We start from the raw sequence: 21,223 nt of genomic DNA on the forward strand, positions 1-21,223 counted from the left end.
TGAAGGTTGATGCCGCTCAATACAGTTGAAGAGCTCGTAGCAGATATCCGTGCAGGAAAAATGGTTATCCTGATGGATGATGAAGATCGTGAAAATGAAGGCGATTTAGTCATGGCTGCCACGCATGTTCGCCCGGAAGACATCAACTTTATGATCACCCATGCCCGCGGTCTGGTCTGCCTGACCCTAAGCCGTGAGCGTTGCCAGCAGTTAAACCTGCCACTCATGGTCGATGCCAACGGCGCCCAGCATGGCACCAACTTTACCCTGTCGATTGAAGCCGCAGAAGGCATCACTACCGGAATTTCCGCGGCTGAACGTGCGCATACTATTCGTACTGCGGTTGCTGCTCATGCCAAACCGGCCGATATTGTCCAGCCGGGTCATATTTTCCCGCTGATGGCACAACCAGGTGGTGTGCTGCACCGCGCCGGACATACTGAAGCCGGCTGTGACCTGTCCCGTTTAGCCGGTCTAGAACCTGCTTCGGTGATTTGTGAAATTATTAAAGAAGATGGCACCATGGCGCGCCGTGCCGACCTAGAAGTGTTTGCAGAAAAACACGGTCTGAAAATGGGCACCATCGCCGACCTGATCCATTACCGCATGACCAATGAACAAACCGTTGAGCGTCTGGATCAGCAGACTATTGATACCGAATATGGCAGCTTTGACCTGTATCGTTACCGTGAACTGGGTAACCCGGATATTCATCTGGCGCTGGTCAAAGGTGAGCCAAAAGATGGCGTGACCACCGTTCGCGTGCATGGTTTTAACCCAACCCGTGACCTGCTAAAACTGAACAAGCAGGATGGTGAACCGGCCTGGAATCTGGACCGTGCCTTAAAAGAAATTGCCAATAGTGATCGTGGCGTATTGGTCTGGATTGGCCAGCGTCATCTGCAAGATTTAGGTCCGGCACTGGACAGCTTAAATGCACCGAAGAAAAGTAAATCCAATGCGGCGCTGTCTCAGCAGTATCAGACCATTGGGGTAGGTGCACAGATTTTACGTGATTTAGGTGTTGAAAAAATGAAGCTGCTCAGCTCGCCATTACGTTTCAATGCCTTGTCCGGCTTTAACTTGGAAGTGGTGGAATACGTCACCGCACAACAAACAACTTAAGAAATCATCGAGGTTTGCTATGGCAGTTCGCCGTATTGAAGGTATGTTACATCTCGCGAGCGAAGGCCGTTACGCGATTTTAGTTGGTCGTTTTAATAGCTTTGTGGTGGAACATTTGCTGGAAGGTGCCATCGACACATTGAAACGTCATGGTGTATCAGAGGATAATATCACTGTTGTTCATGCACCAGGGGCGTGGGAACTTCCGGTTGTTGCGAAAAAACTGGCAGCATCTGATCGTTTCGATGCCATTATTGCACTGGGCGCGGTGATTCGTGGCAGTACGCCTCACTTCGACTTTGTTGCAGGCGAATGTGCCAAAGGTTTAGGCGTGGTTGGCCTGGACACTGGCTTACCGGTCATTAACGGTGTATTGACTACGGATAGTATCGAACAAGCGATTGAACGCTCGGGTACAAAAGCAGGTAATAAAGGTAGCGAAGCTGCTTTAACTGCAATTGAAATGGTTAACTTGTTAAAGGCTATTTAACGCTATGTCGCAAACACTTCAAGCAACTTATGCAGCAAAACGTAAAGCACGTCGTTTTGCTGTACAAGGAATTTATGAATGGCAGATGAGCCACAATCCGGTGCACGAGATTGAAGCACGCACGCGTGTCGAAAATGCCATGCACAAAGTGGATCTCGGCTATTATCATGAATTGTTGACTCAAGTGGTTGCCAATCATGAAGCATTGGATGCGCTCTTAATCCCTGTGCTTGACCGCGAAATTGATGCCCTTGACGGCGTTGAACTCGCAACCCTTCGTCTGGGCGCCTATGAATTGAAAGAACATCTGGAAATTCCATATCGCGTGGTTTTAGACGAAGCCATTGAGCTGGCAAAACATTTTGGCGGTGCAGACAGCCATAAATACATTAACGGTGTTCTTGACCGTTTGGCCAGCTCATTACGTGCAGCAGAAAAACAGCAATCTAAATAATTGACAGATTGATGCGATGGCTGAGTTTTCCATTATTGACACCTATTTCAATCGGCAGCACGGTAGTTCTGTCGACTTAGGTGTTGGTGATGACTCAGCCGTGCTGACTCCTCCCCCACAGCAACAGCTGGTGATTTGCGCCGACACGCTGGTTGCTGGACGACACTTCCCATTAGATACTGATCCACATGCCATTGGCTGGAAATCTGTTGCAGTCAATCTCTCCGATATTGCTGCCATGGGTGCCACGCCGCACAGTATTCTACTGGCCTTGAGCCTATCCCAAATTGATCACGACTGGCTGAAAGCCTTTAGCCAGGGTCTGTATGATTGCTGCGATCAATTTGGGGTGCGCTTAATTGGTGGAGATACCACCCAAAGTCCGCATTTAACCTTATCCGTGACCGCCTTGGGCTGGATAGATACCGGTCAGGCGATTACCCGCGCCGGTGCCCAGCCGGGTGATTATATCTGTGTCAGCGGCACCGTCGGTGATGCCGCCTTTGGCCTGAAGCATCCAGGTCATGCACTGCAGCAGCGTCTGGATTATCCAACCCCGCGCTGCGAACTGGGCCAGCAACTGAAAGGTCTGGCCTCGAGCATGATTGATGTTTCAGATGGTCTGGCCCAAGACCTCGGACATATTCTTAAAGCCTCAAAGGTTGGCGCCACGCTGGATCTGGATCTATTACCGCTCAGCGACACTCTGCGTCATTTACCTGACACACAGCGCTGGCAATATGCGCTGGCTGGCGGCGATGACTATGAACTGTGCTTTAGCATCAGCCCGCAGCATTTTGAACAACTTTTACAACAACCGCTGAATGTCCGCGTTACCAAGATTGGACAAATTCATGCAGCACCCGAACTTCATTTTGTGCAGAATGGCGTAGATCATTCGCTCCAATTCCAGGGATACCAACACTTTGCCTAAACCTGCCATTCATTTTAAAGCGATGAGCTGGCCCGACCGCCTGGTTGTCTTCTGTGGGGTCGGGTTTGGATCAGGCCTGTTACCCAAAGCTCCCGGCACCTTCGGCTCGGCTTTTGCGCTGCTATTTATTCCGCTGTGGCTGTGGCTTGGTTTTGCCTATTCGGTTGTGGCGATTCTGCTGATGTCACTGGTCGGGATTTATATCTGCGGGCAAACCGCACGGGTGATGGGCGTCCATGATGATGGCCGTATTGTCTGGGATGAATTTGCCGGACAGTCGATTACCTTTTTACCGCTGATCTATTTTGGCCAGATGAATACGATGTGGGTCATTGCAGGCTTTGCCCTGTTCCGGCTGTTTGATGTCTGGAAACCCTGGCCCATCCGGGTGATTGACCGTCAGGTCGATGGCGGCTTTGGCATTATGCTGGATGATCTGATTGCCGGACTTTGGGCAGCAATCTGTATTTTAATTTATCTTTATTTTATTTTGGTTTAGCAATAACTAGGATTATACATGTCTACCACCGTGATTATTCTTGCCGCAGGGAAAGGAACGCGTATGCGCTCCAGCCTTCCGAAAGTGCTTCAACCCCTTGCAGGACGCCCGCTTCTGGGTCACGTGATTGAAACGGCACAACAATTACAAGCAGATAATATTATTACCATTTATGGCCATGGCGGCGAACAGGTACAACAGGCCTTTGCCCATGAAACGGTTCAATGGGTGGAACAGGCCGAGCAGCTCGGGACCGGACATGCGGTCCAAATGGCGCTGCCGGTACTGGGTCAAGATGGTGTTTCAATTATTCTATCCGGTGATGTGCCGTGCATTAGCCAGGCCACCTTACAGCAACTGGTCGAGGCCAGTCAGGCTACCGGCATTGGTCTGGTCACGTTAACCCTGCCAGATGCGACCGGTTACGGCCGTATTGTACGTGACAATGGCCAGATTCAGGCCATTGTTGAACACAAAGATGCTTCTGAGACACAGCGCCAGATTCAGGAAATCAATACCGGCATTTACTGCGTTAGCAATGCCAAACTGCATCAATGGTTACCAAAACTGTCCAATGACAACGCACAGGGCGAATACTACCTGACCGATATTGTGGCCATGGCCATTGCCGATGGCATGCAGGTGGCTTCGGTGCAGCCGGAACGGGCCTTTGAAGTCGAAGGTGTCAATGACCGGGTGCAACTGGCCGCATTAGAACGTGAATTTCAAAGCTTCCAAGCCAAACAGTTAATGCAGCAAGGCGTGCATCTGATTGATCCAAGTCGTTTTGACCTGCGTGGCAACCTAACCGTGGGCAAAGACGTCCGTATCGACATCAATGTGATTATTGAAGGTGAAGTCGAACTCGGTGATCGGGTTGAAATTGGCGCAGGCTGTGTGATTAAAAACAGCAAAATTGCGGCCGGTACCAAAGTTCAGCCGTATAGCGTCTTTGAAAATGCTGTTGTCGGTGAAGATGTACAGATTGGTCCATTTGCCCGCCTGCGTCCGGGTGCAGTGCTGGCCAATGAGGTGCATATTGGCAACTTTGTTGAAGTCAAAAACACCCAAATTGGTGTCGGCTCCAAAGCCAATCACTTTACCTATTTAGGCGATGCAGAAGTCGGCGCCGGTTCCAATATTGGCGCAGGCACCATTACCTGTAACTATGACGGCGCCAATAAATTCAAAACCATCATTGGCGATGCGGCTTTCATTGGCTCAAACAGCTCGCTGGTGGCACCAGTAACCATTGGCAACGGCGCAACGGTGGGTGCCGGCTCGGTAATTACCCGTGATGTGGCTGACCATAGCCTGGCCTTTGAACGCTCAAAACAGTTGAGTAAAGATAATTATCAACGTCCCCAAAAACTGAAAAAATAAGAGGAAAAGATTATGTGTGGTATCGTCGGTGGCGTTGCAGAACGTAATATTAGCAATATCCTGATTGAAGGCTTAAAGCGTCTGGAATACCGTGGCTATGATTCTGCCGGTCTGGCGCTAATCAATGGCGGTCATGTATTACGTGAACGTCGTGTCGGGAAAGTGGCCAATCTGGAACAGGCGGTTATTGAAGCCGAATTAACCGGTTCATTGGGGATCGCACACACACGCTGGGCGACTCATGGCAAGCCAACTGAAAATAATGCCCATCCGCATATTTCAGGCAATGTGGCGGTGGTGCATAACGGAATTATTGAAAACTTCCAGGAACTCAAAGATGATCTGGAAGCGCTTGGCTATGTGTTTACCTCACAAACCGATACCGAAGTGGTTGCGCATCTGGTCAATGATGCCCTGAAATCAACCCCAAGTTTACTGGAAGCGGTGAAACAGGTAGTGCCACAGCTCAAAGGTGCCTATGCACTCGGTATTATCCATACCGATCATCCGGATGAGCTGATCACGGTTCGTGAAGGTTCACCACTGGTAATTGGCGTCGGGATTGGCGAGAACTTTATCAGCTCGGACCAGCTGGCTTTGTTGCCAATTACCAACCGCTTTATTTATCTGGAAGAAGGCGATATTGCCCGTTTAACCCGTGAAACCATCGAAGTTTTTGTGGATGGTCAGCTGGTGAATCGTCCGGTGAAAGAGCTGGATGCGACGGTCAGCAATGCCTCTAAAGGTGAATACAAGCACTACATGCTTAAAGAGATTTATGAGCAGCCAGAAGCGATTCAGCAAACCATTTCTCAGGCCTTAAATGGCAATGCACTGCGTGAAGATTTTCTGGCCCAGGCCGAGCAGGACTTCGCCAGCATCCAGCAAGTGCAGATTATTGCCTGCGGTACCAGCTACCATGCTGGCATGATTGCCAAGTACTGGTTTGAACAGCTGATTGATGTGCCGTGTCAGGTCGAAATTGCCAGCGAATACCGCTATCGTACGCCGGTGATTGTTAACAATACCCTGTACATCTGTATTTCCCAGTCAGGTGAAACGGCCGATACCTTGGCTGCACTGCGCGATACCCAAAAACGTGCTGCGGCCAAAGCGCTGAACATTTGCACTATGGCAATTTGTAACGTAGCCACCTCGTCAATGGTGCGCGAAACCCATCACAGCCTGTTAACCCTGGCTGGTCCGGAAATTGGCGTGGCATCAACCAAAGCCTTTACCACGCAGCTGGCTGCGCTGATGCTGCTGATTCTGAAGATTGGTCAGGTCAAACAGAGCATTGCAGACAAGACCGTTACCGAGATTATCGCGGAATTGTGGCATACGCCAAAAGTGATTCTGGATACCCTGCAACATAACCCGGCGATTCTGCACTTATCCGAGCTGTTTGTGGAAAAGAACCACTGCCTGTTCCTCGGCCGTGGCACCCAGTTCCCGATTGCGCTTGAAGGTGCCCTGAAGCTGAAGGAAATTTCCTATATTCATGCCGAAGGTTATGCCGCCGGTGAGCTGAAACATGGTCCGCTAGCTCTGGTCGATAATGAAATGCCGGTGGTGATTCTGGCACCAAAAGATGACATGCTGGATAAACTGAAATCCAATATGGAAGAAGTACAGGCCCGTGGTGGTGAGCTGTTTGTCTTTGCTGATGAGCACAGCGGCATTAAAACCAAAGAGCGTCAGCATGTGGTACATATTCCATCAATCAGTGCGGTGCTGGCGCCAATTGTCTACAGTATTCCGGTCCAGCTGCTGTCCTATCATGTCGCGGTACTGCGCGGTACCGATGTGGATCAGCCACGTAACCTGGCCAAATCGGTGACGGTAGAATAAGCAAAACAGAAAAAGGCTGGTTCACCGGCCTTTTTTCTTCTGCATGGAGAACAAATAATGACCCAACTGACTTGCTTTAAAGCTTACGATATTCGCGGCAAACTGGGCAGCGAGCTGAACGAAGAGATTGCCTATAAAATAGGCCGTGCCTATGGCCAGATTTACCAGCCAACAACTGTGGCGATTGGCTGCGATATCCGTTTAAGCAGTGAAGACTTAAAACAGGCCACCATCCAAGGCCTGAATGATGCAGGTGTAAATGTCCTTGATCTGGGTATGACTGGCACCGAAGAAGTCTATTTTGCCGCTTTCCATCTGGATGTCCAGGGCGGGATTGAAATCACTGCCAGTCACAACCCGATGGACTATAACGGCATGAAACTGGTGCGCGAGAATGCCCGTCCCATCAGTGCCGATACTGGCTTAAAAGAAATTCAGGCCTTAGCAGAAGCTGGTACATTTACCGAAGTTACAGCCAAAGGAACCACACAGTCCTACAATATTTTGCCGGAATTTGTAGATCATCTGATGACCTATATTGATCCAGCCAAGATTCGCCCAATGAAGCTGGTGGTGAATGCCGGCAATGGTGCTGCAGGTCATGTCATTGATGCGATTGAAGACAAATTCAAGGCCCTGAATGTTCCGGTGGAGTTTGTCAAAATTCACCATGAAGCCGATGGCACGTTCCCGAATGGGATTCCGAACCCGATTCTGGTAGAAAACCGCGACAGCACCCGCGAGGCAGTACTGGCACACAGTGCAGATCTGGGCATTGCCTGGGATGGCGACTTTGACCGCTGCTTCCTGTTTGATGAAAAAGGTCAGTTTATTGAAGGCTATTACATTGTGGGGCTGTTAGCCCAAGCCTTCTTGTTGAAACAGTCCGGTGAAAAAATTGTGCATGATCCGCGACTGGTCTGGAACACTTTTGATGTGGTGGAACAGTATCAGGGGGAAGCGATTCAGTCTAAATCTGGGCATGCCTTTATTAAAGATGTGATGCGTGAGCACAACGCGGTTTATGGCGGAGAAATGAGTGCCCACCACTATTTCCGTGACTTTGCCTATTGTGATAGCGGCATGATTCCATGGTTACTGGGGATTGCGGTGCTGTCTGAAACCGGTCAATCCTTATCGAGTCTGGTTGAAGAGATGATTGCCAAGTTCCCATGTTCAGGTGAAATTAATTTTAAAGTGGCAGACACCCAAGCCACCATTCAAAAGATTTTTGAGCACTATGCCGATCAGAACCCGGCCATTGACCAGACCGATGGCGTCAGTTTGGATTTTGGTGCCTGGCGTTTTAATGTACGTGCTTCCAATACCGAACCGTTATTGCGTTTGAATATTGAAAGCCGCCGTGACCAGCAACCCAAACCAATGCAAGACTATGTCGATGAATTGACCCGCTTGATTCAGGCTTAATATAAAAAAATGGAGCTCAACGCTCCATTTTTTTATTGTACGAGGATCTGAACCTACTTAACGATAGCCATTGGGATTCTGTTTTTGCCAGTTCCAGCTATCAGCCAGCATATCTTCCAGACCATACTGTGGTTGCCAGCCTAACTCGGCAATAGCACGCCGATTGTCTGCAAAAGAGGTTGCCACATCGCCCGCCCGGCGCGGTGCCAGTTCAAATGGAATCTGTACCCCATTGACCTGTTCAAAGGTATTTTTCACCTGCAACACGGAAATCCCGTTTCCGGTTCCAATATTCCAGGCACGACAGCCCTGGGCATTTAAACGGTTATTCAGTGCGCATAAGTGTGCATTGGCCAGGTCCACCACATGGATATAATCGCGGACGCCTGTGCCATCGACGGTATCGTAATCGCTACCAAAGATTGAAAGTTTTTCACGACGACCGACAGCTACTTGGGTCACATAAGGCATCAGGTTATTTGGAATCCCTTGCGGATCTTCGCCAATTTGACCACTTTTATGTGCGCCGACTGGGTTAAAATAGCGCAATAAGGCAATTGACCAGCGCTCATCTGCAATCGCCAGTTTTTCCAATAACTGTTCAATAATCAGTTTGGTATAGCCATAATTGTTGCTTGGCATCCCCGTTGGCATTTCTTCATTTAAAGGAGAGGTATTGGCTTCATCATACACCGTTGCAGAGGAACTAAAGACCAGTTTAAACACCCCTGCGCGTTGCATCGCCTGGGCCAGACTGATAGAACCCGCAATATTATGCTCAAAATAAGCCAGTGGAATGTGCTGACTTTCCCCCACCGCTTTAAGACCGGCAAAATGAATCACCGCATCAATCTTGTGCTGCTGGAACAGCTGATCCAGACCGGCACCATCCCGAATATCCCCTTCAATAAAATGGAGACTTTTCTGGGTGAGAGCTTGTACCCGTTGTAATGATTCTGCCGAACTGTTCGATAAGTTATCCAGCACCACCACCTGATGCCCGGCATTGAGCAGCTCCAGACAGGTATGCGAACCAATATAACCGGCTCCACCGGTGACCAGAATATTAGCCATCTGATTTTCCTAATAAAATATGTAATAAACCCTGTGTCGAAGCATCCAGTGCCGATACATCCTGCTGCTGGCCATTTAAAATTGGCAACAGCTGATTGGCAATTTCCTTGCCCTTTTCCACACCCCACTGATCAAAGGGGTTAATATTCCAGATCACCGACTGGACAAAGACCTTATGCTCATACAAGGCAATCAGCATCCCCAAGCTATACGGATTCAGTTCCTGAATCAGGAAAGTTGAACTCGGCTGATTACCGGCATATTGCTTATACGGTGGCAGACTGGCTAGTTCGGCCTGATCCAGCGCCTGATTGCCAAAAGCCAGTAAGCGTGATTGTGCCAGACAGTTAGACAGCGCCAGATGATGCTGCTCGACCAGCGCCTCTGCACTTTCGGCATAGGTAAACTGGTTAGCATTGTAACGTTTGACCGGGGCAATAAAATCACAGCTGACCGCCTGTGTACCCTGATGCAGCAGCTGATAAAACGCATGCTGGGCATTCGGCCCCACTTCACCCCAGACAATTGGGCAGGTATCTAGTTCGACTGCTTCGCCACTGCGCTGAATCGATTTACCATTCGATTCCATTTCCAGCTGCTGCAGATAAGAGGCAAAATATTTTAAGCGGCCATCATAGGGCAAAACTGCATGGGTCTGAATATCCAGAAAATTATTATTCCAGATCCCGAGTAGGCCCATCAACACCGGAATATTCTGTGCAAAGGGTGCGGTCTGGAAATGCTGATCCACTGCGTAGGCACCGGCCAGAAAGGCTTTAAAACCTTCCACCCCAATAATCAGTGCAATTGGCAAGCCGATACAGGACCAGAGTGAATAACGGCCACCGACCCAATCCCACAGCAGGAACTGGTTTTCTGGTGCAATGCCCCATGCGGTCATTTTATCAGGCTTGGTCGAGACCCCAACAAAATGATGCTGTAATACACGTGCCTGTTTGCCCAAGGCTTTTTCCAGCCATAAACGGACGGTTTGTGCATTGGACAAGGTATCAATGGTGCCAAAAGACTTGGAGGAAATAATAAACAGCGTGGTTTCCGGACGCAGCTTGTGCAGCAGATCCGAGAGCTGGCTGCCATCCATGGTCGAAACGAAATGTACGCTCAGCGGCTTGGCACTTGAATGTTTAAAATCGGACAGCGCCTGAGTGGCCATCAAAGGGCCCAAGTCTGAACCGCCAACGCCGATATTGACCACATCCTGAATTACTTCACCGGTGGCACCGCGGCACTGCCCGGCATGAATTTTTTCTACCAGCTGATACATTCGCTGTAGCTGGGTCTGCACCTGCTCAGCCAGTTCCGGATGAGTACTGTCCTGTTCCGGCAAACGCAGCGCCCAATGCATGGCTGCACGCTGTTCGGTATAGTTAATCGGGTCAGTGGAAAACAGGGTGTTGATCCAGCCCGATAAGTCATGTGCCTCAGCAAAGCGTATCAGCTGTGCCAGCACCTCGGCATCAATACGCTGCTTGCTATAATCAAAAACCAGCGATTTTAAACGTACGGAGAAGTGCTCGAAACGCTGCGCATCCTGTGCAAATAAATCGGTTAAATGGCGCTGTTCAAACTGATTTTTTAAAGTCTGTAACTGTAATAACAGTGAATCACGCGTATGTAGCGCTGCTGAACTGCTCATTAGCGTCCTACTCCCATATAGGCAAAGCCTTGCGCTTTGACAAATTGCGGATCATAGATATTACGTCCATCTAAAATTAGTGGATGCTGCATACTGTTGAGCAGGGTTTTATAGTCCGGACTCCAGTAATGTTTCCAGGCGGTTAACAGACACAGTGCATGGCTGCCTTTAACAGCTTCATACTGGTCCTGACACAAGATCAGATCATCCCGTTCGCCATACAATGCCTGAATTTCCGGCAAGGCCTGCGGATCGTGTAATTTAACCGTGAGCCCTTGCGCCCAGAGTGCCTTGAGCATGGCGTGAATCGGCGAATGGTGCACGCGTGAAGTATTTTCCTTAAAGGCTGCACCCCAGATGGCAATAGTTTTGCCTTTTAAATCGCCCTGATAATAGTTCCACAGTTTGCGAAACAGCAGTTCTTTTTGCTGCTCATTAATCTCCCAGACCTGGGCTAAAAGCTGACTTTTGACCCCGGTGGTTGAAACGGTATTGGCCAAAGTCAGGACATCATGCGAGAAGTTTTCTCCGCCAAAACCGGCGCCCGGATACATATAGGACGCGCCAATCCGGCTATCAGCCGCCATGCCCTGGCGCACATGTTCAATATCAATGCCCAGTTTTTCTGCCACCACAGCCAAGTCATTGATATAACTGATCCGGGTCGCCAGCATGCCGGAAATACTCAGCTTGGTAAATTCCGCATCCAGCACCGGCATAAACAGGTATTGCTGCTTGCGCGGGAATAAAGGACGTAAAAACTCTTGTACTTTACTCTGTACCTGCGGATTCATACAGCCCACAGTCAACTGTTCCGCCTGGGTAATACTGGCTAGCGCATTGCCTTCCTGGCTCATATCCGGCAAATACACCCAGTCATCTTCAGGCAGTAGCTGTTTCAGACGTGCCGTCCCCTGCAGACCGAGGGTCGAGGCATTGATCATCAGTTTCGGATGAATGATCGGGCGCTGCTGGAGCTGCTGCAACAGTTCAATCAGTAGTGGCTCTTCAGCCGGGTTCAGGCTAAACAGATAAACATCAATCTCCAGACCCAGCTCTTTCAGGCTACAGTAATGCAGAAAGCCTTGGGCATGTTGCTGCTGCAGCAGGCGATTGACCGCCTCATCCTGAAAATCAGGCGCTTCCGGGCTATCTTGCTGGAAAATGTCACACCAGTAGACCTTGTGCCCACATTCTGCCAACAGCGCCGCCATCACCCCGGCATAAAGCGTTCGACCAAAAACTGCAACCTTCATGCTGACCTCTGCCCCGTATTAGTCTTTTAGTTCTTGAATCAACTGTTTAAATGCTGCGCCTAAACTTGGATGGTCCACCCCATAATGCAAGACCGCCTTTAAGTAGCCGAGTTTGCTGCCACAATCAAAGGTCTGGCCTTTCATCCGGTAGGCTTCGACTGTTTCCAGCTGCTGTAATGCGGCAATGGCATCGGTCAGCTGGATTTCATTCCCGGCCCCTTTCGGTGTGGTGGCCAACAGCTGCATAATTTTGGCCGGCAATACATAACGCCCAATCACGGAAAGATTAGAAGGTGCAGTACCGACCGCTGGTTTCTCGACAATCCCCTGCATGGCCGCACTCTGACCTTCTGCGGGTGCAGCAGCAACATCCACAATGCCATACTGATCGACCAGATGCGCCGGCACAGCCTCGACCATAATCTGCGCCGCCTGTGTGGCATTAAAACGTTCAATCATTAAAGCCAGATCATTTTTTTCTGCCTGATCTTTCACCAGCACATCTGGCAGTAATACCGCAAAAGCCTCATCACCGACAATATCTTTGGCACACAGCACCGCATGACCCAGGCCCAGCGGCTGTGGCTGACGCACACTGACCACGCTAACTTGTGGCGGTAAAATTTCGGTAATTTCTTTTAGCAAATCCCACTTTTGCTTCTGCTCTAATGTGGTTTCCAGCTCAAAGTTACGGTCGAAGTAGTTTTCAATTGACGCTTTGGAAGAATGTGTAACCAGAATAATCTGTTCAATACCGGCAGCAACCGCTTCACGCACCACATATTCAATCGCTGGACGATCGACCACCGTCACCATTTCTTTGGGAATAGATTTACTGGCTGGTAAAAAACGGGTACCCAAACCTGCAACGGGTAAAATCGCCTTCTTAATCATCTGCTTTGACCTAATCTCAATATTTTAATTTACTTTGACTTCTTTACCACGCTGATAGCCATCAACATAGTGCTCCAGCTGGCTTAATGCCCAATCAATATCCGATTGCACGGCAGTTAAATCATTGAAGCGTTCAAAGACCTGCAATAACTCATCCAGAGGATACATTTTTTCATAAGAACGTAAAATCCGGCTGTGTTGCGTCACTTCGGTATTATCGGCATCAATCAGTAATTCTTCGTAAAGTTTTTCACCAGGACGTAAACCGGAGTACTGGATTTCAATATCGCCGTCCTGACTGTCGGCTTCACGGACTTTCAGGCCACTCAGCGCAATCATCTGACGGGCTAGGTCCTGAATCCGTACCGGCTCGCCCATATCCAGCAGGAACACATCACCACCATGACCCAAGGCACCGGCCTGAATTACCAGCTGTGAAGCTTCGGGAATGGTCATAAAGAAACGGGTCACATCCGGATGGGTCACAGTAATCGGGCCACCCTTGGCAATCTGCTGTTTAAATAGCGGCACCACAGAACCGGATGAACCGAGCACATTACCAAAACGCACAATACTGATCTGGGTCTGATCCTGCGCTTCTGCCATAGCCTGACAATACAGCTCGGCCATACGTTTTGATGCGCCCATGACATTGGTCGGACGTACGGCTTTATCGGTTGAAATCAGCACAAAGGTTTCAACGCCATTTTTGACGGCTGCATTTAAACTAAAAGCGGTACCAATTGCATTATTTTTCAGGCCAGCAATCGGGTTACATTCCACCAGCGGCACATGCTTATACGCCGCCGCATGATAGACCGTCTGCACCGCATACTGTTCAATAATCCGTTCCAGTTTGGCCTGATCCAGGACTGTACCCAGAATCGGAATAATTTCGACATTGGACGCCAGTCGCAGTTCTTTATCAATGCTATACAGGGCAAATTCGGTCAGCTCATAAATCACCAGTTTCTGCGGCTGGTTTTTAATAATCTGGCGGCATAATTCGGAACCAATTGAACCACCGGCACCTGTGACCATCACCACTTTATCTTTAATATTTTTTTCCAGCAGCTCTGCCACAGGCGGCACCGGATCACGACCCAGCAAGTCAATAATATCAACTTCCTGAATATCGGAGACGCGAATTTCACCATCCACCAGTTTGGTCAGGCCCGGAATTTCAGTAATTTTTAAATGTGCCGGTTCCAGAAATTTGACAATTTCACTTTTGCGGCTACGCCCCACAGAAGGCAGCGCAATCAGGATTTCATCAATCCGCAATTTGGCAAAACATTTAAGTGCTGTTTCCGGCAGATAGACATCAATACCGCCAATATTCTGTCCACTCAAAGATGGATTATCATCAATAAAGAAAATGGGTAAATGTTCATTAGAGCGGTTTAAGGTCGCGGCGACCTGCTGACCGGCATTGCCTGCCCCATAAATCGCGATGCGTTTTTTCGGGATACCCGCCTGTACATAAGAACGGACAATAAAACGGATGAACCCACGGCTAAACCATACCCAGGCGAACATCATAAAGCCGAACATCAGTGGAATTGAGGTTGGAATAAAAGCATCTGTTAAATAGGCCAAGGCATAGAGCCCAGCCACCGCCAGGAAAGTTGCCAGACCCAGTTTGACCATAAACACTTCATTGTAAGTACGCACAATAAAGCGATACACCCCGAACACAAACAGCAGGATAACCGCAATTGCACTGACCCACAGTGAACCAAACGGAATATTCGGCACCACCTCTGCACCAAGGTCAAACTGACGAATGGCATAACACAGCCAGATCAGCACTGGAAATACACAGAAATCCAAAATGACCAGGAAAGCCAGTTTGGCAGCACGGGGGGATTCGACAAGAGGTAGGATGACGGATTTCACTTGATGTGTCTTCTCAATAGGAATAGTACAGCTCAGTTCAATTATTAATATTGGAATGATTAAACTGCAAATTAAACTCAGTTTGTAAAATGCATCAGTTGATGCATTTTTTATATGACATTATTGTAGCGCATATTAAATTAGATACGCTGAATCACCTGGGCAATCGCCTGTTCGGTTGTGCGAATATTATCTTCCGATAAGGTTGGATGCACCAGGAACATCAGGCTGCTTTCACCCAGTTGCTGGGCATTGGCTAGACGCTGGGCGGGTCGCCATGGCGTACCATCGAATGCATGTTCTAAATACACTTCTGAACAGGAACCGCTAAAGCAAGGTACACCCAGTGCATTGATTTCGGCCATAATCCGGTCACGTGACCAACCTTCTGGCAACTGCGCTGTATTGACCTGTACATAGCACTTATAGTTGGCATGGACATAATCACTGTTCGGGTAATGCACGCTAAAATACGGACTGTCCTGAAATACCTTCAAAATACGTTGGGCATATTCAGTCCGTTTTTGCGTCCATTCTGGCATACGCTGTAACTGCAGTCGACCAATCACAGCTTGCATTTCCATCATGCGCCAGTTGGTGCCAAAAGAGTCGTGTAACCAGCGAAACCCGGGTGGATGCTGTTTGTTATAAATGCTGTCGTAATTTTTACCATGGTCTTTATACGACCACATTTTTTTCCAGAGCTGTTCATCATTGGTGGTGACCATGCCACCTTCGCCACCGGTAGTCATAATCTTATCCTGACAGAATGACCAGGCACCAATATGGCCAATTGATCCGGCAGGCTTGCCTTTGTACATGGCACCATGTGCCTGTGCACAGTCTTCAATGACATACAGGCCTTTGTCCTGCGCCAGTTGCATAATCGGGTCCATATCACACATCCAGCCCGCCAAATGCACGCAAATAATCGCTTTGGTATTTGGGGTCAGGACTGCTTCTATGGTACGGGCAGAAATATTTTGTGAGTCGAGTTCTACATCAGCAAAAATGGGGTTGGCACCTGCTGTCACAATGGAGCTTGCCGACGCTAAAAAGGTCCGCGAGGTGACAATCACGTCATCACCTGCACCAATATTCAGGGCTTTTAAGGCCACATCCAGTGCAACTGTACCATTGGCCAGTGCCACTGCATATTCAGTTCCTGCAAAGCGGGCAAACTCTTTTTCAAATTCGCGACATTCCTGCCCGGTCCAGTAATTTACTTTGTTCGAGAGCAATACTTGAGATACGGCATCTGCTTCCTGTTGAGTAAAGCTTGGCCATGGTTCAAAGGCAGTATTTAGCATGGTTTATCCTAGAATAATCTGATTCTTTAAATATTAAAAAACTACTTCTTTTCAAGTATACGCGCTGGGTTGCCAATAACAGTTACACCGGGTGGTACGCTTTTTGTGACAACAGCTCCCATACCCACCACAGCTCCTTTACCAATAACTAGCGGTTGGTCTGGGGTACCCTGCTTAATGACTGCACCTGTACCAATATAGGCATGATCATGAATATGAATATTGCCATTACATTTTACACCAGGAGCAAAAGTGACATAGTCACCAATCACACAGTCATGCTCGACATAACTATATAAGTTGGCATGAAAGCATTTACCAATTTTGATGTTTGAAGTAATACTGACAAATGGGCTCAGCGCTGCGCCGGCAGCCAGCTCAATATTGTCCATTAACACTACATTATCTGCCTGAACACTCCAGTGCTCAATTGCATCTTGTTCAAGTTGTATTGAAATTTTTTCACGTACTTGACTATTGGCAATCGCAATTAATACATGTTTTTGAGTCGCAGGGTGTGCTTTAAATGCCGCATAATTCATGGCTCGATGCGAATTGATTATGGTTTCTGCACTTAAGCCGTCATCAATAAAGACAATTTCAGCCTTTATACCAGCGCGTTTTAATTGTGCTCTGGCAACCGGCATTAGACTACGACCGCAGCCCGATGCGCCATAAACAGCATAGAGATCAGTCATGATGGTCTACTTTGCTACCCGTAAATTTGGTCATTGTGGCTTCACCCGCTTCATTAATGTCATCTTTGGCGAGCACTTTTTTCACCGTTTTTAGCATAATTTTAAAATCTAACCAGACTGATTGATTTTCGACATACCAGGTATCAAGTTTAAATTTTTCTTCCCAGCTTATGGCATTACGTCCATTGACCTGTGCATGCCCTGTCATGCCTGGGCGGACTAAATGGCGCTTGGCTTGTTCTTGGTTATATAACGGTAAGTATTCCATGAGTAGTGGGCGTGGTCCGACGATGCTCATATCGCCCTTAATGACATTCCAGAGTTCTGGCATTTCATCCAGACTGCTAGAGCGCAGCATTTTGCCAAAAGGAGTTAATCGCTCACTGTCTGGTAAGGGGTTGCCTTGCGCATCTACTGCATCTTTCATACTGCGAAATTTAATCATTTCAAATGGTTTACCGTGTAAACCCGGGCGCACCTGACGGAATAAAACGGGTGAGCCTAGATTTTTTTTCACCTTATGTGCCACATAAAAATACAAGGGTGACAGTAAAATCAGGGCAATGGAGGCAATAATAATATCGAGGAGGCGTTTTAGCATTTATATTAAACCCATTTCTTGCATCATATGTCGGTTTACTTGATGTACATCATATTTATTTAAAGCAATTTCTCTGGATCGTTGCCCCATTTGCTCAATAAGTGCAGGATTATTTATAAACTCTTGCATGGCATTAACCAGACTAGTTACAGATTTTACTTCAACTAAAAAGCCATTTTCGCCCTGAATTACAGTTTCACGACAACCCGGAGCATCTGTGGTGATAATTGGTCGTCCCATTGCCATGGCTTCCAATACTGTACGTGGTGTTCCTTCTCTATAAGAAGGTAAAACATAGATCGAACTTTGTGCGATGGCTGGTCGTACATCTGAAAGCTTACCCCAGTATTTAAGTCTTGCATCAGCAATCCATGTATCTAGCTCTGATTGTTCAATTGCTGCAGGGTTTTCATCAATCCAACCCACCAAATGGAATTCAACTTCTGGATGCTGTTGTTTAATCAGCTTTGCTGCTTCTGCATACTCTCTTACACCTTTATCACCCAACAGCCGTGCAATAAGTAAAAATGAAAGCTTAGGATTATTTTGTGTATTCACAGGAAAAGGCAATACATTAAAGTCCGTAACATTCACCCCTGAACCATTCACCACCACTGTAGGCAAATTGGGTTGCAAAAGTGTTAAATCTTGAAAAAGTTTTAAATCATCAGGATTCTGGAAAAAGACTTTATGGCTATGTGAAAGTGCTTGTTGATATAAACCATGTACTATTTTTTGGAAGAAACTACGCTTGCTGCCGTGTTCGACATTTTGAAAGGCATAACCTAAACCTGTAATCAGTGCAAAACGATGGGGTACTTTCGCTAACCACGCAGCTAATGTACCGTAAATCACAGGCTTAATGGTATAAGACAATACATAATCAGGCTTTATTTTTTTTATAAGACTATACATTGCGAACAATGTTTTTAAGTCTGCAACTGGATTTGTACCTGTACGCTGCATAGGTATTTCATGCACACAATAGCCTAAACTCTCTAACTTCTGCTGCTCATTTTCAAATAATGCCAAGTCAGGGGAAATAATATGGATTTCATAGCCTTGCTGATGGATCGCTTCGAGCAGTTTTCCACGAAAGTTAAGTACGGAGGGAAGAAAACTGGAGATAATTAAGAATTTCATTTTTTAACTCCAGCCATACGCAGAGATTGTTTATATTGATAAAAAGCATAAACTAATAAGTAGATTAAAATTGGCATAAACATCCATTTTTGTCGTGTTGCAATGCCTAAATTTGCTGTCGTAATTGCTAACATACTACAAGTTAAGAATGCATAAATTAACAGCCAAGCATTTTTACCCTCTATAAATGAATGTAGTCTAAATTTATTTTTAAATAAGACATATAAAAATAGTATCAATAATATCGTATTTTCTATACTGGTAAATAAAGCTAAAGCACTATGAGCATCGAAAGGCAAGGGCCTAAATATATAAGTAAACATTTGCATAGGGTAACTCATAGACTGCAGATCTGTAGAGGAGCCACCCCCTTGGTTAAAATTCTGACGATCATCTACATAACCGCTAACACTATCAAGTGACGCTTCTTCTAAACCTACATATTGCTGAACAAAACCAGAAGAAAATATAAGAACAGAAAAAATAATTGGTAATGTCATTAACTTTACCAACAAATGAACCCTAGAACGAATAATAAAATAAATTACAAATGAGACTATCATCATCAGTGCAATATGAGGCCGTACCATAAACATCGCAAAAAAAGATAATGGTAAGAAAATATATAGCTTTTTATTGGTTGTAATTGTATATAAAAACAAACAGACAGCAAAAAATGAAATAGAATCTTTACCTAAGCCAGAACTCCAAAAACTCATAGATGGGATAAATAATAAAAATACCCAATACCAAGAAATTTTAGTAAGAATTTTTTTAAGAGAAAGATACAATAGAACAAGCCCTAAAGTACCAAAAAAGCCAAAATAGAGAGTTGTATTTAGATAGTTTGCATCTATTCCTTTAGAAAAAAGAGAAGAAAAATAATAAATAAAAGGTGACCCTGGATAAAAGGTCAAGCCGTCTTCTGTCGAACGCTGATAATAAACCACAGCATCAGCGGCATTCGATAGTGTAAAAAAATAATAAAATATTGAGAAAAAAGTATGCCAAAAGAAAAGCGAGATAATAATAACAATATCTTTTTTTTGCTTACAACCTGAAATAAAAATAATTAAAAAACTTAAAATTAGTATAACTACGAATAACATTATTTGATAATAATCAATACTTAACATACTACTTACCAATTAAGTTCTTAACAATTCTAAATTTTCCACTTCTCTCTTTATCAATAGCTTCAACATATCTAATACTTAATTCAATCTCATTACCAACTCTTTCACGCAGTGAAGAAATGAAATTTAACTCTTGTTTTTTATCAAAGTCTTTACTTGTTACAATTCTGACTTCAATATGATCAATACTATTTTGGATAAGCTGAAAACACACAATCCCTTTAGTGTCTTTAGTCGAGTTACTAATATTACCTAAATTTACCTTACCATGAGTAGGCGAAAGAATATAATCATTAGTACGCCCCTCTATCCGCTCTACTAATGGAAAGATAGATCCACAAGAACATTGCTTTGAAGCGTCTGCTAAAGTGATGGAATCACCAATTCTATATCTTATGAGTGGGGTTCCATAAGTAGTGAAAGAAGTGACTAACATCTGACCAGATTTAGCTGGGTTCAAACTTTCATCTACAACTTCAAAAATCCCTGTTAAGGGATGAATATGCAAACTCCCAGCAGCGCACTCTAGTATAAATGGTGCACCTTCTGAAGAGGCGTATTGATCTACCAGCTTACACCCTAGAACTTCAGAAATTACTTGTCTATGTTCTGCTAATACTGTTTCTGCGGTTGGGAAAAAAACTTTTGCTTTGCCTGTATATTTTAAATTTCTAGCCTTAGCAATTTGACAAATTTCAAAAACACTAGATGGAAAGCCTACCAGAAATTCAGGCTGAAATTCGTTTAAAGATTTCCAATATACATCAAAGTTTTTTTCATTAATTAGAAACGTAGAATAAAACCTAATCTTGTTTACAAAGTCATAATGTGAACAAATACCCTTCGATATGTCCTTTTGGGTAACCAAATTCTTACCAGAAAACCATGCTGTTTTTTTACCCAACTCATAACCATGTTGTGCTCGAAAGTGATCAAGTATAGCAAATCGTTCCTGCATATCTTTTTTCGTATAAATCACTTTCATAGAGGCACCTGTTGTACCTCCTGTTAAACTCACAAGACCTTCTGACTCACTTATTGTTTTTATTTTATCTAAATTATTAATAATCTCTTCTTTTTCAAGAATTTTAACACGCTCTAAAATGTCTAATTTTTCTTCTTTATACCACCCTGAATTATTCAAAACATAAGAAAAAAAGTTGCTTTTTTTGATCTTAATTTCCTGTTCTAACTCTTCTTTTGAGAAATGTTCTGCTTTTTTATAATACTCTCTAAAATAAGTATAACTTCCACCATGTCTGGTCTTATACTGATAGACATTAAATAATGTAACTGCCAAATTTTGAACGAAATGAGGGCTAAAACGAACTAGGCTTTCTTTAAGTGACATTTTCAAGCTCGATATTTGTATAAATTAAACAATGTAAATA

The 21,223-nt window shown here is 45.8% G+C and carries 19 protein-coding genes; 8 read left to right on the top strand and 11 right to left on the bottom strand.

Annotated features, from left to right (window positions below; all coding sequences use genetic code 11):
* The first annotated feature begins 9 nt into the window (after positions 1 to 9).
* From ribBA to FTU50_RS05890, 8 genes are read left to right on the top strand one after another with little or no spacing between them, the layout of a single operon-like run.
* Positions 10 to 1,125 carry a bifunctional 3,4-dihydroxy-2-butanone-4-phosphate synthase/GTP cyclohydrolase II gene (gene ribBA, locus FTU50_RS05855; protein ID WP_104473595.1) on the top strand — a complete coding sequence of 372 codons (1,116 nt, stop codon included), beginning with the start codon at positions 10 to 12 and terminating at the stop codon, positions 1,123 to 1,125.
* Between the two features lie 19 nt (positions 1,126 to 1,144).
* A complete protein-coding gene (gene ribE, locus FTU50_RS05860; RefSeq protein ID WP_005181338.1) occupies positions 1,145 to 1,615 on the top strand; it encodes a 6,7-dimethyl-8-ribityllumazine synthase in 471 nt (156 codons plus the stop codon).
* A 4-nt stretch (positions 1,616 to 1,619) separates the two neighbouring features.
* Positions 1,620 to 2,069 (top strand): transcription antitermination factor NusB, encoded by a 450-nt coding sequence (gene nusB / locus FTU50_RS05865; RefSeq protein ID WP_005181335.1) that lies wholly within the window; start codon positions 1,620 to 1,622, stop codon positions 2,067 to 2,069.
* A 16-nt stretch (positions 2,070 to 2,085) separates the two neighbouring features.
* Complete coding sequence (gene thiL / locus FTU50_RS05870; RefSeq protein ID WP_104472365.1) at positions 2,086 to 3,003, top strand: thiamine-phosphate kinase; 918 nt, start codon at positions 2,086 to 2,088, stop codon at positions 3,001 to 3,003.
* 22 nt (positions 3,004 to 3,025) lie between these two features.
* Positions 3,026 to 3,502, top strand: coding sequence for a phosphatidylglycerophosphatase A (locus FTU50_RS05875; protein ID WP_104472366.1), 477 nt, complete (start codon positions 3,026 to 3,028; stop codon positions 3,500 to 3,502).
* Positions 3,503 to 3,520: 18 nt separating this feature from the next.
* Entirely contained in the window at positions 3,521 to 4,885 is a 1,365-nt protein-coding gene (gene glmU / locus FTU50_RS05880) for a bifunctional UDP-N-acetylglucosamine diphosphorylase/glucosamine-1-phosphate N-acetyltransferase GlmU (RefSeq protein WP_180062657.1), read from the top strand.
* Positions 4,886 to 4,897: 12 nt separating this feature from the next.
* Positions 4,898 to 6,736, top strand: a complete 1,839-nt coding sequence (glmS, locus tag FTU50_RS05885; RefSeq protein WP_075167635.1) for a glutamine--fructose-6-phosphate transaminase (isomerizing) — start codon at positions 4,898 to 4,900, stop codon at positions 6,734 to 6,736.
* A 57-nt stretch (positions 6,737 to 6,793) separates the two neighbouring features.
* Positions 6,794 to 8,164: a phosphomannomutase CpsG gene (locus FTU50_RS05890; protein ID WP_180062658.1), complete on the top strand. Its 1,371-nt coding sequence runs from the start codon at positions 6,794 to 6,796 to the stop codon at positions 8,162 to 8,164.
* 57 nt (positions 8,165 to 8,221) lie between these two features.
* On the opposite strand, the gene galE is transcribed toward FTU50_RS05890, so the two are convergent.
* The 11 genes from galE to FTU50_RS05945 all read right to left on the bottom strand — a co-directional run bounded on the left by galE (position 8,222) and on the right by FTU50_RS05945 (position 21,183).
* Positions 8,222 to 9,238 (bottom strand): UDP-glucose 4-epimerase GalE, encoded by a 1,017-nt coding sequence (galE, locus tag FTU50_RS05895; RefSeq protein WP_180062659.1) that lies wholly within the window; start codon positions 9,236 to 9,238, stop codon positions 8,222 to 8,224.
* A complete protein-coding gene (gene pgi, locus FTU50_RS05900) occupies positions 9,231 to 10,895 on the bottom strand; it encodes a glucose-6-phosphate isomerase (RefSeq protein ID WP_180062660.1) in 1,665 nt (554 codons plus the stop codon). The genes galE and pgi overlap by 8 nt, the downstream gene beginning before the upstream one ends.
* Positions 10,895 to 12,151, bottom strand: a complete 1,257-nt coding sequence (locus tag FTU50_RS05905) for a nucleotide sugar dehydrogenase (protein ID WP_180062661.1) — start codon at positions 12,149 to 12,151, stop codon at positions 10,895 to 10,897. Before FTU50_RS05905 ends, pgi begins: the two co-directional genes overlap by 1 nt.
* A gap of 18 nt (positions 12,152 to 12,169) precedes the next feature.
* Positions 12,170 to 13,045 (bottom strand): UTP--glucose-1-phosphate uridylyltransferase GalU, encoded by an 876-nt coding sequence (gene galU / locus FTU50_RS05910; protein WP_104490002.1) that lies wholly within the window; start codon positions 13,043 to 13,045, stop codon positions 12,170 to 12,172.
* A 24-nt stretch (positions 13,046 to 13,069) separates the two neighbouring features.
* The gene (locus tag FTU50_RS05915; protein WP_180069608.1) at positions 13,070 to 14,944 is read right to left on the bottom strand and encodes a nucleoside-diphosphate sugar epimerase/dehydratase; all 1,875 of its coding nucleotides are present in this window, start codon (positions 14,942 to 14,944) and stop codon (positions 13,070 to 13,072) included.
* 140 nt (positions 14,945 to 15,084) lie between these two features.
* Positions 15,085 to 16,254, bottom strand: coding sequence for a DegT/DnrJ/EryC1/StrS aminotransferase family protein (locus FTU50_RS05920; RefSeq protein WP_180069611.1), 1,170 nt, complete (start codon positions 16,252 to 16,254; stop codon positions 15,085 to 15,087).
* Between the two features lie 41 nt (positions 16,255 to 16,295).
* A complete protein-coding gene (locus FTU50_RS05925) occupies positions 16,296 to 16,952 on the bottom strand; it encodes an acetyltransferase (protein ID WP_180069614.1) in 657 nt (218 codons plus the stop codon).
* Complete coding sequence (locus FTU50_RS05930) at positions 16,945 to 17,553, bottom strand: sugar transferase (protein ID WP_180069617.1); 609 nt, start codon at positions 17,551 to 17,553, stop codon at positions 16,945 to 16,947. The genes FTU50_RS05925 and FTU50_RS05930 overlap by 8 nt, the downstream gene beginning before the upstream one ends.
* Positions 17,554 to 18,696 (bottom strand): glycosyltransferase family 4 protein, encoded by a 1,143-nt coding sequence (locus tag FTU50_RS05935; protein WP_180069620.1) that lies wholly within the window; start codon positions 18,694 to 18,696, stop codon positions 17,554 to 17,556.
* A complete protein-coding gene (locus FTU50_RS05940) occupies positions 18,693 to 19,832 on the bottom strand; it encodes a hypothetical protein (protein WP_180069623.1) in 1,140 nt (379 codons plus the stop codon). The genes FTU50_RS05935 and FTU50_RS05940 overlap by 4 nt, the downstream gene beginning before the upstream one ends.
* A 1-nt stretch (position 19,833) precedes the next feature.
* Positions 19,834 to 21,183, bottom strand: coding sequence for a phenylacetate--CoA ligase family protein (locus FTU50_RS05945; protein WP_180069626.1), 1,350 nt, complete (start codon positions 21,181 to 21,183; stop codon positions 19,834 to 19,836).
* Positions 21,184 to 21,223: the final 40 nt, after the last annotated feature.

This window comes from Acinetobacter sp. YH12112 (assembly GCF_013418945.1).
Classification (GTDB): Bacteria; Pseudomonadota; Gammaproteobacteria; order Pseudomonadales; family Moraxellaceae; genus Acinetobacter; species Acinetobacter indicus.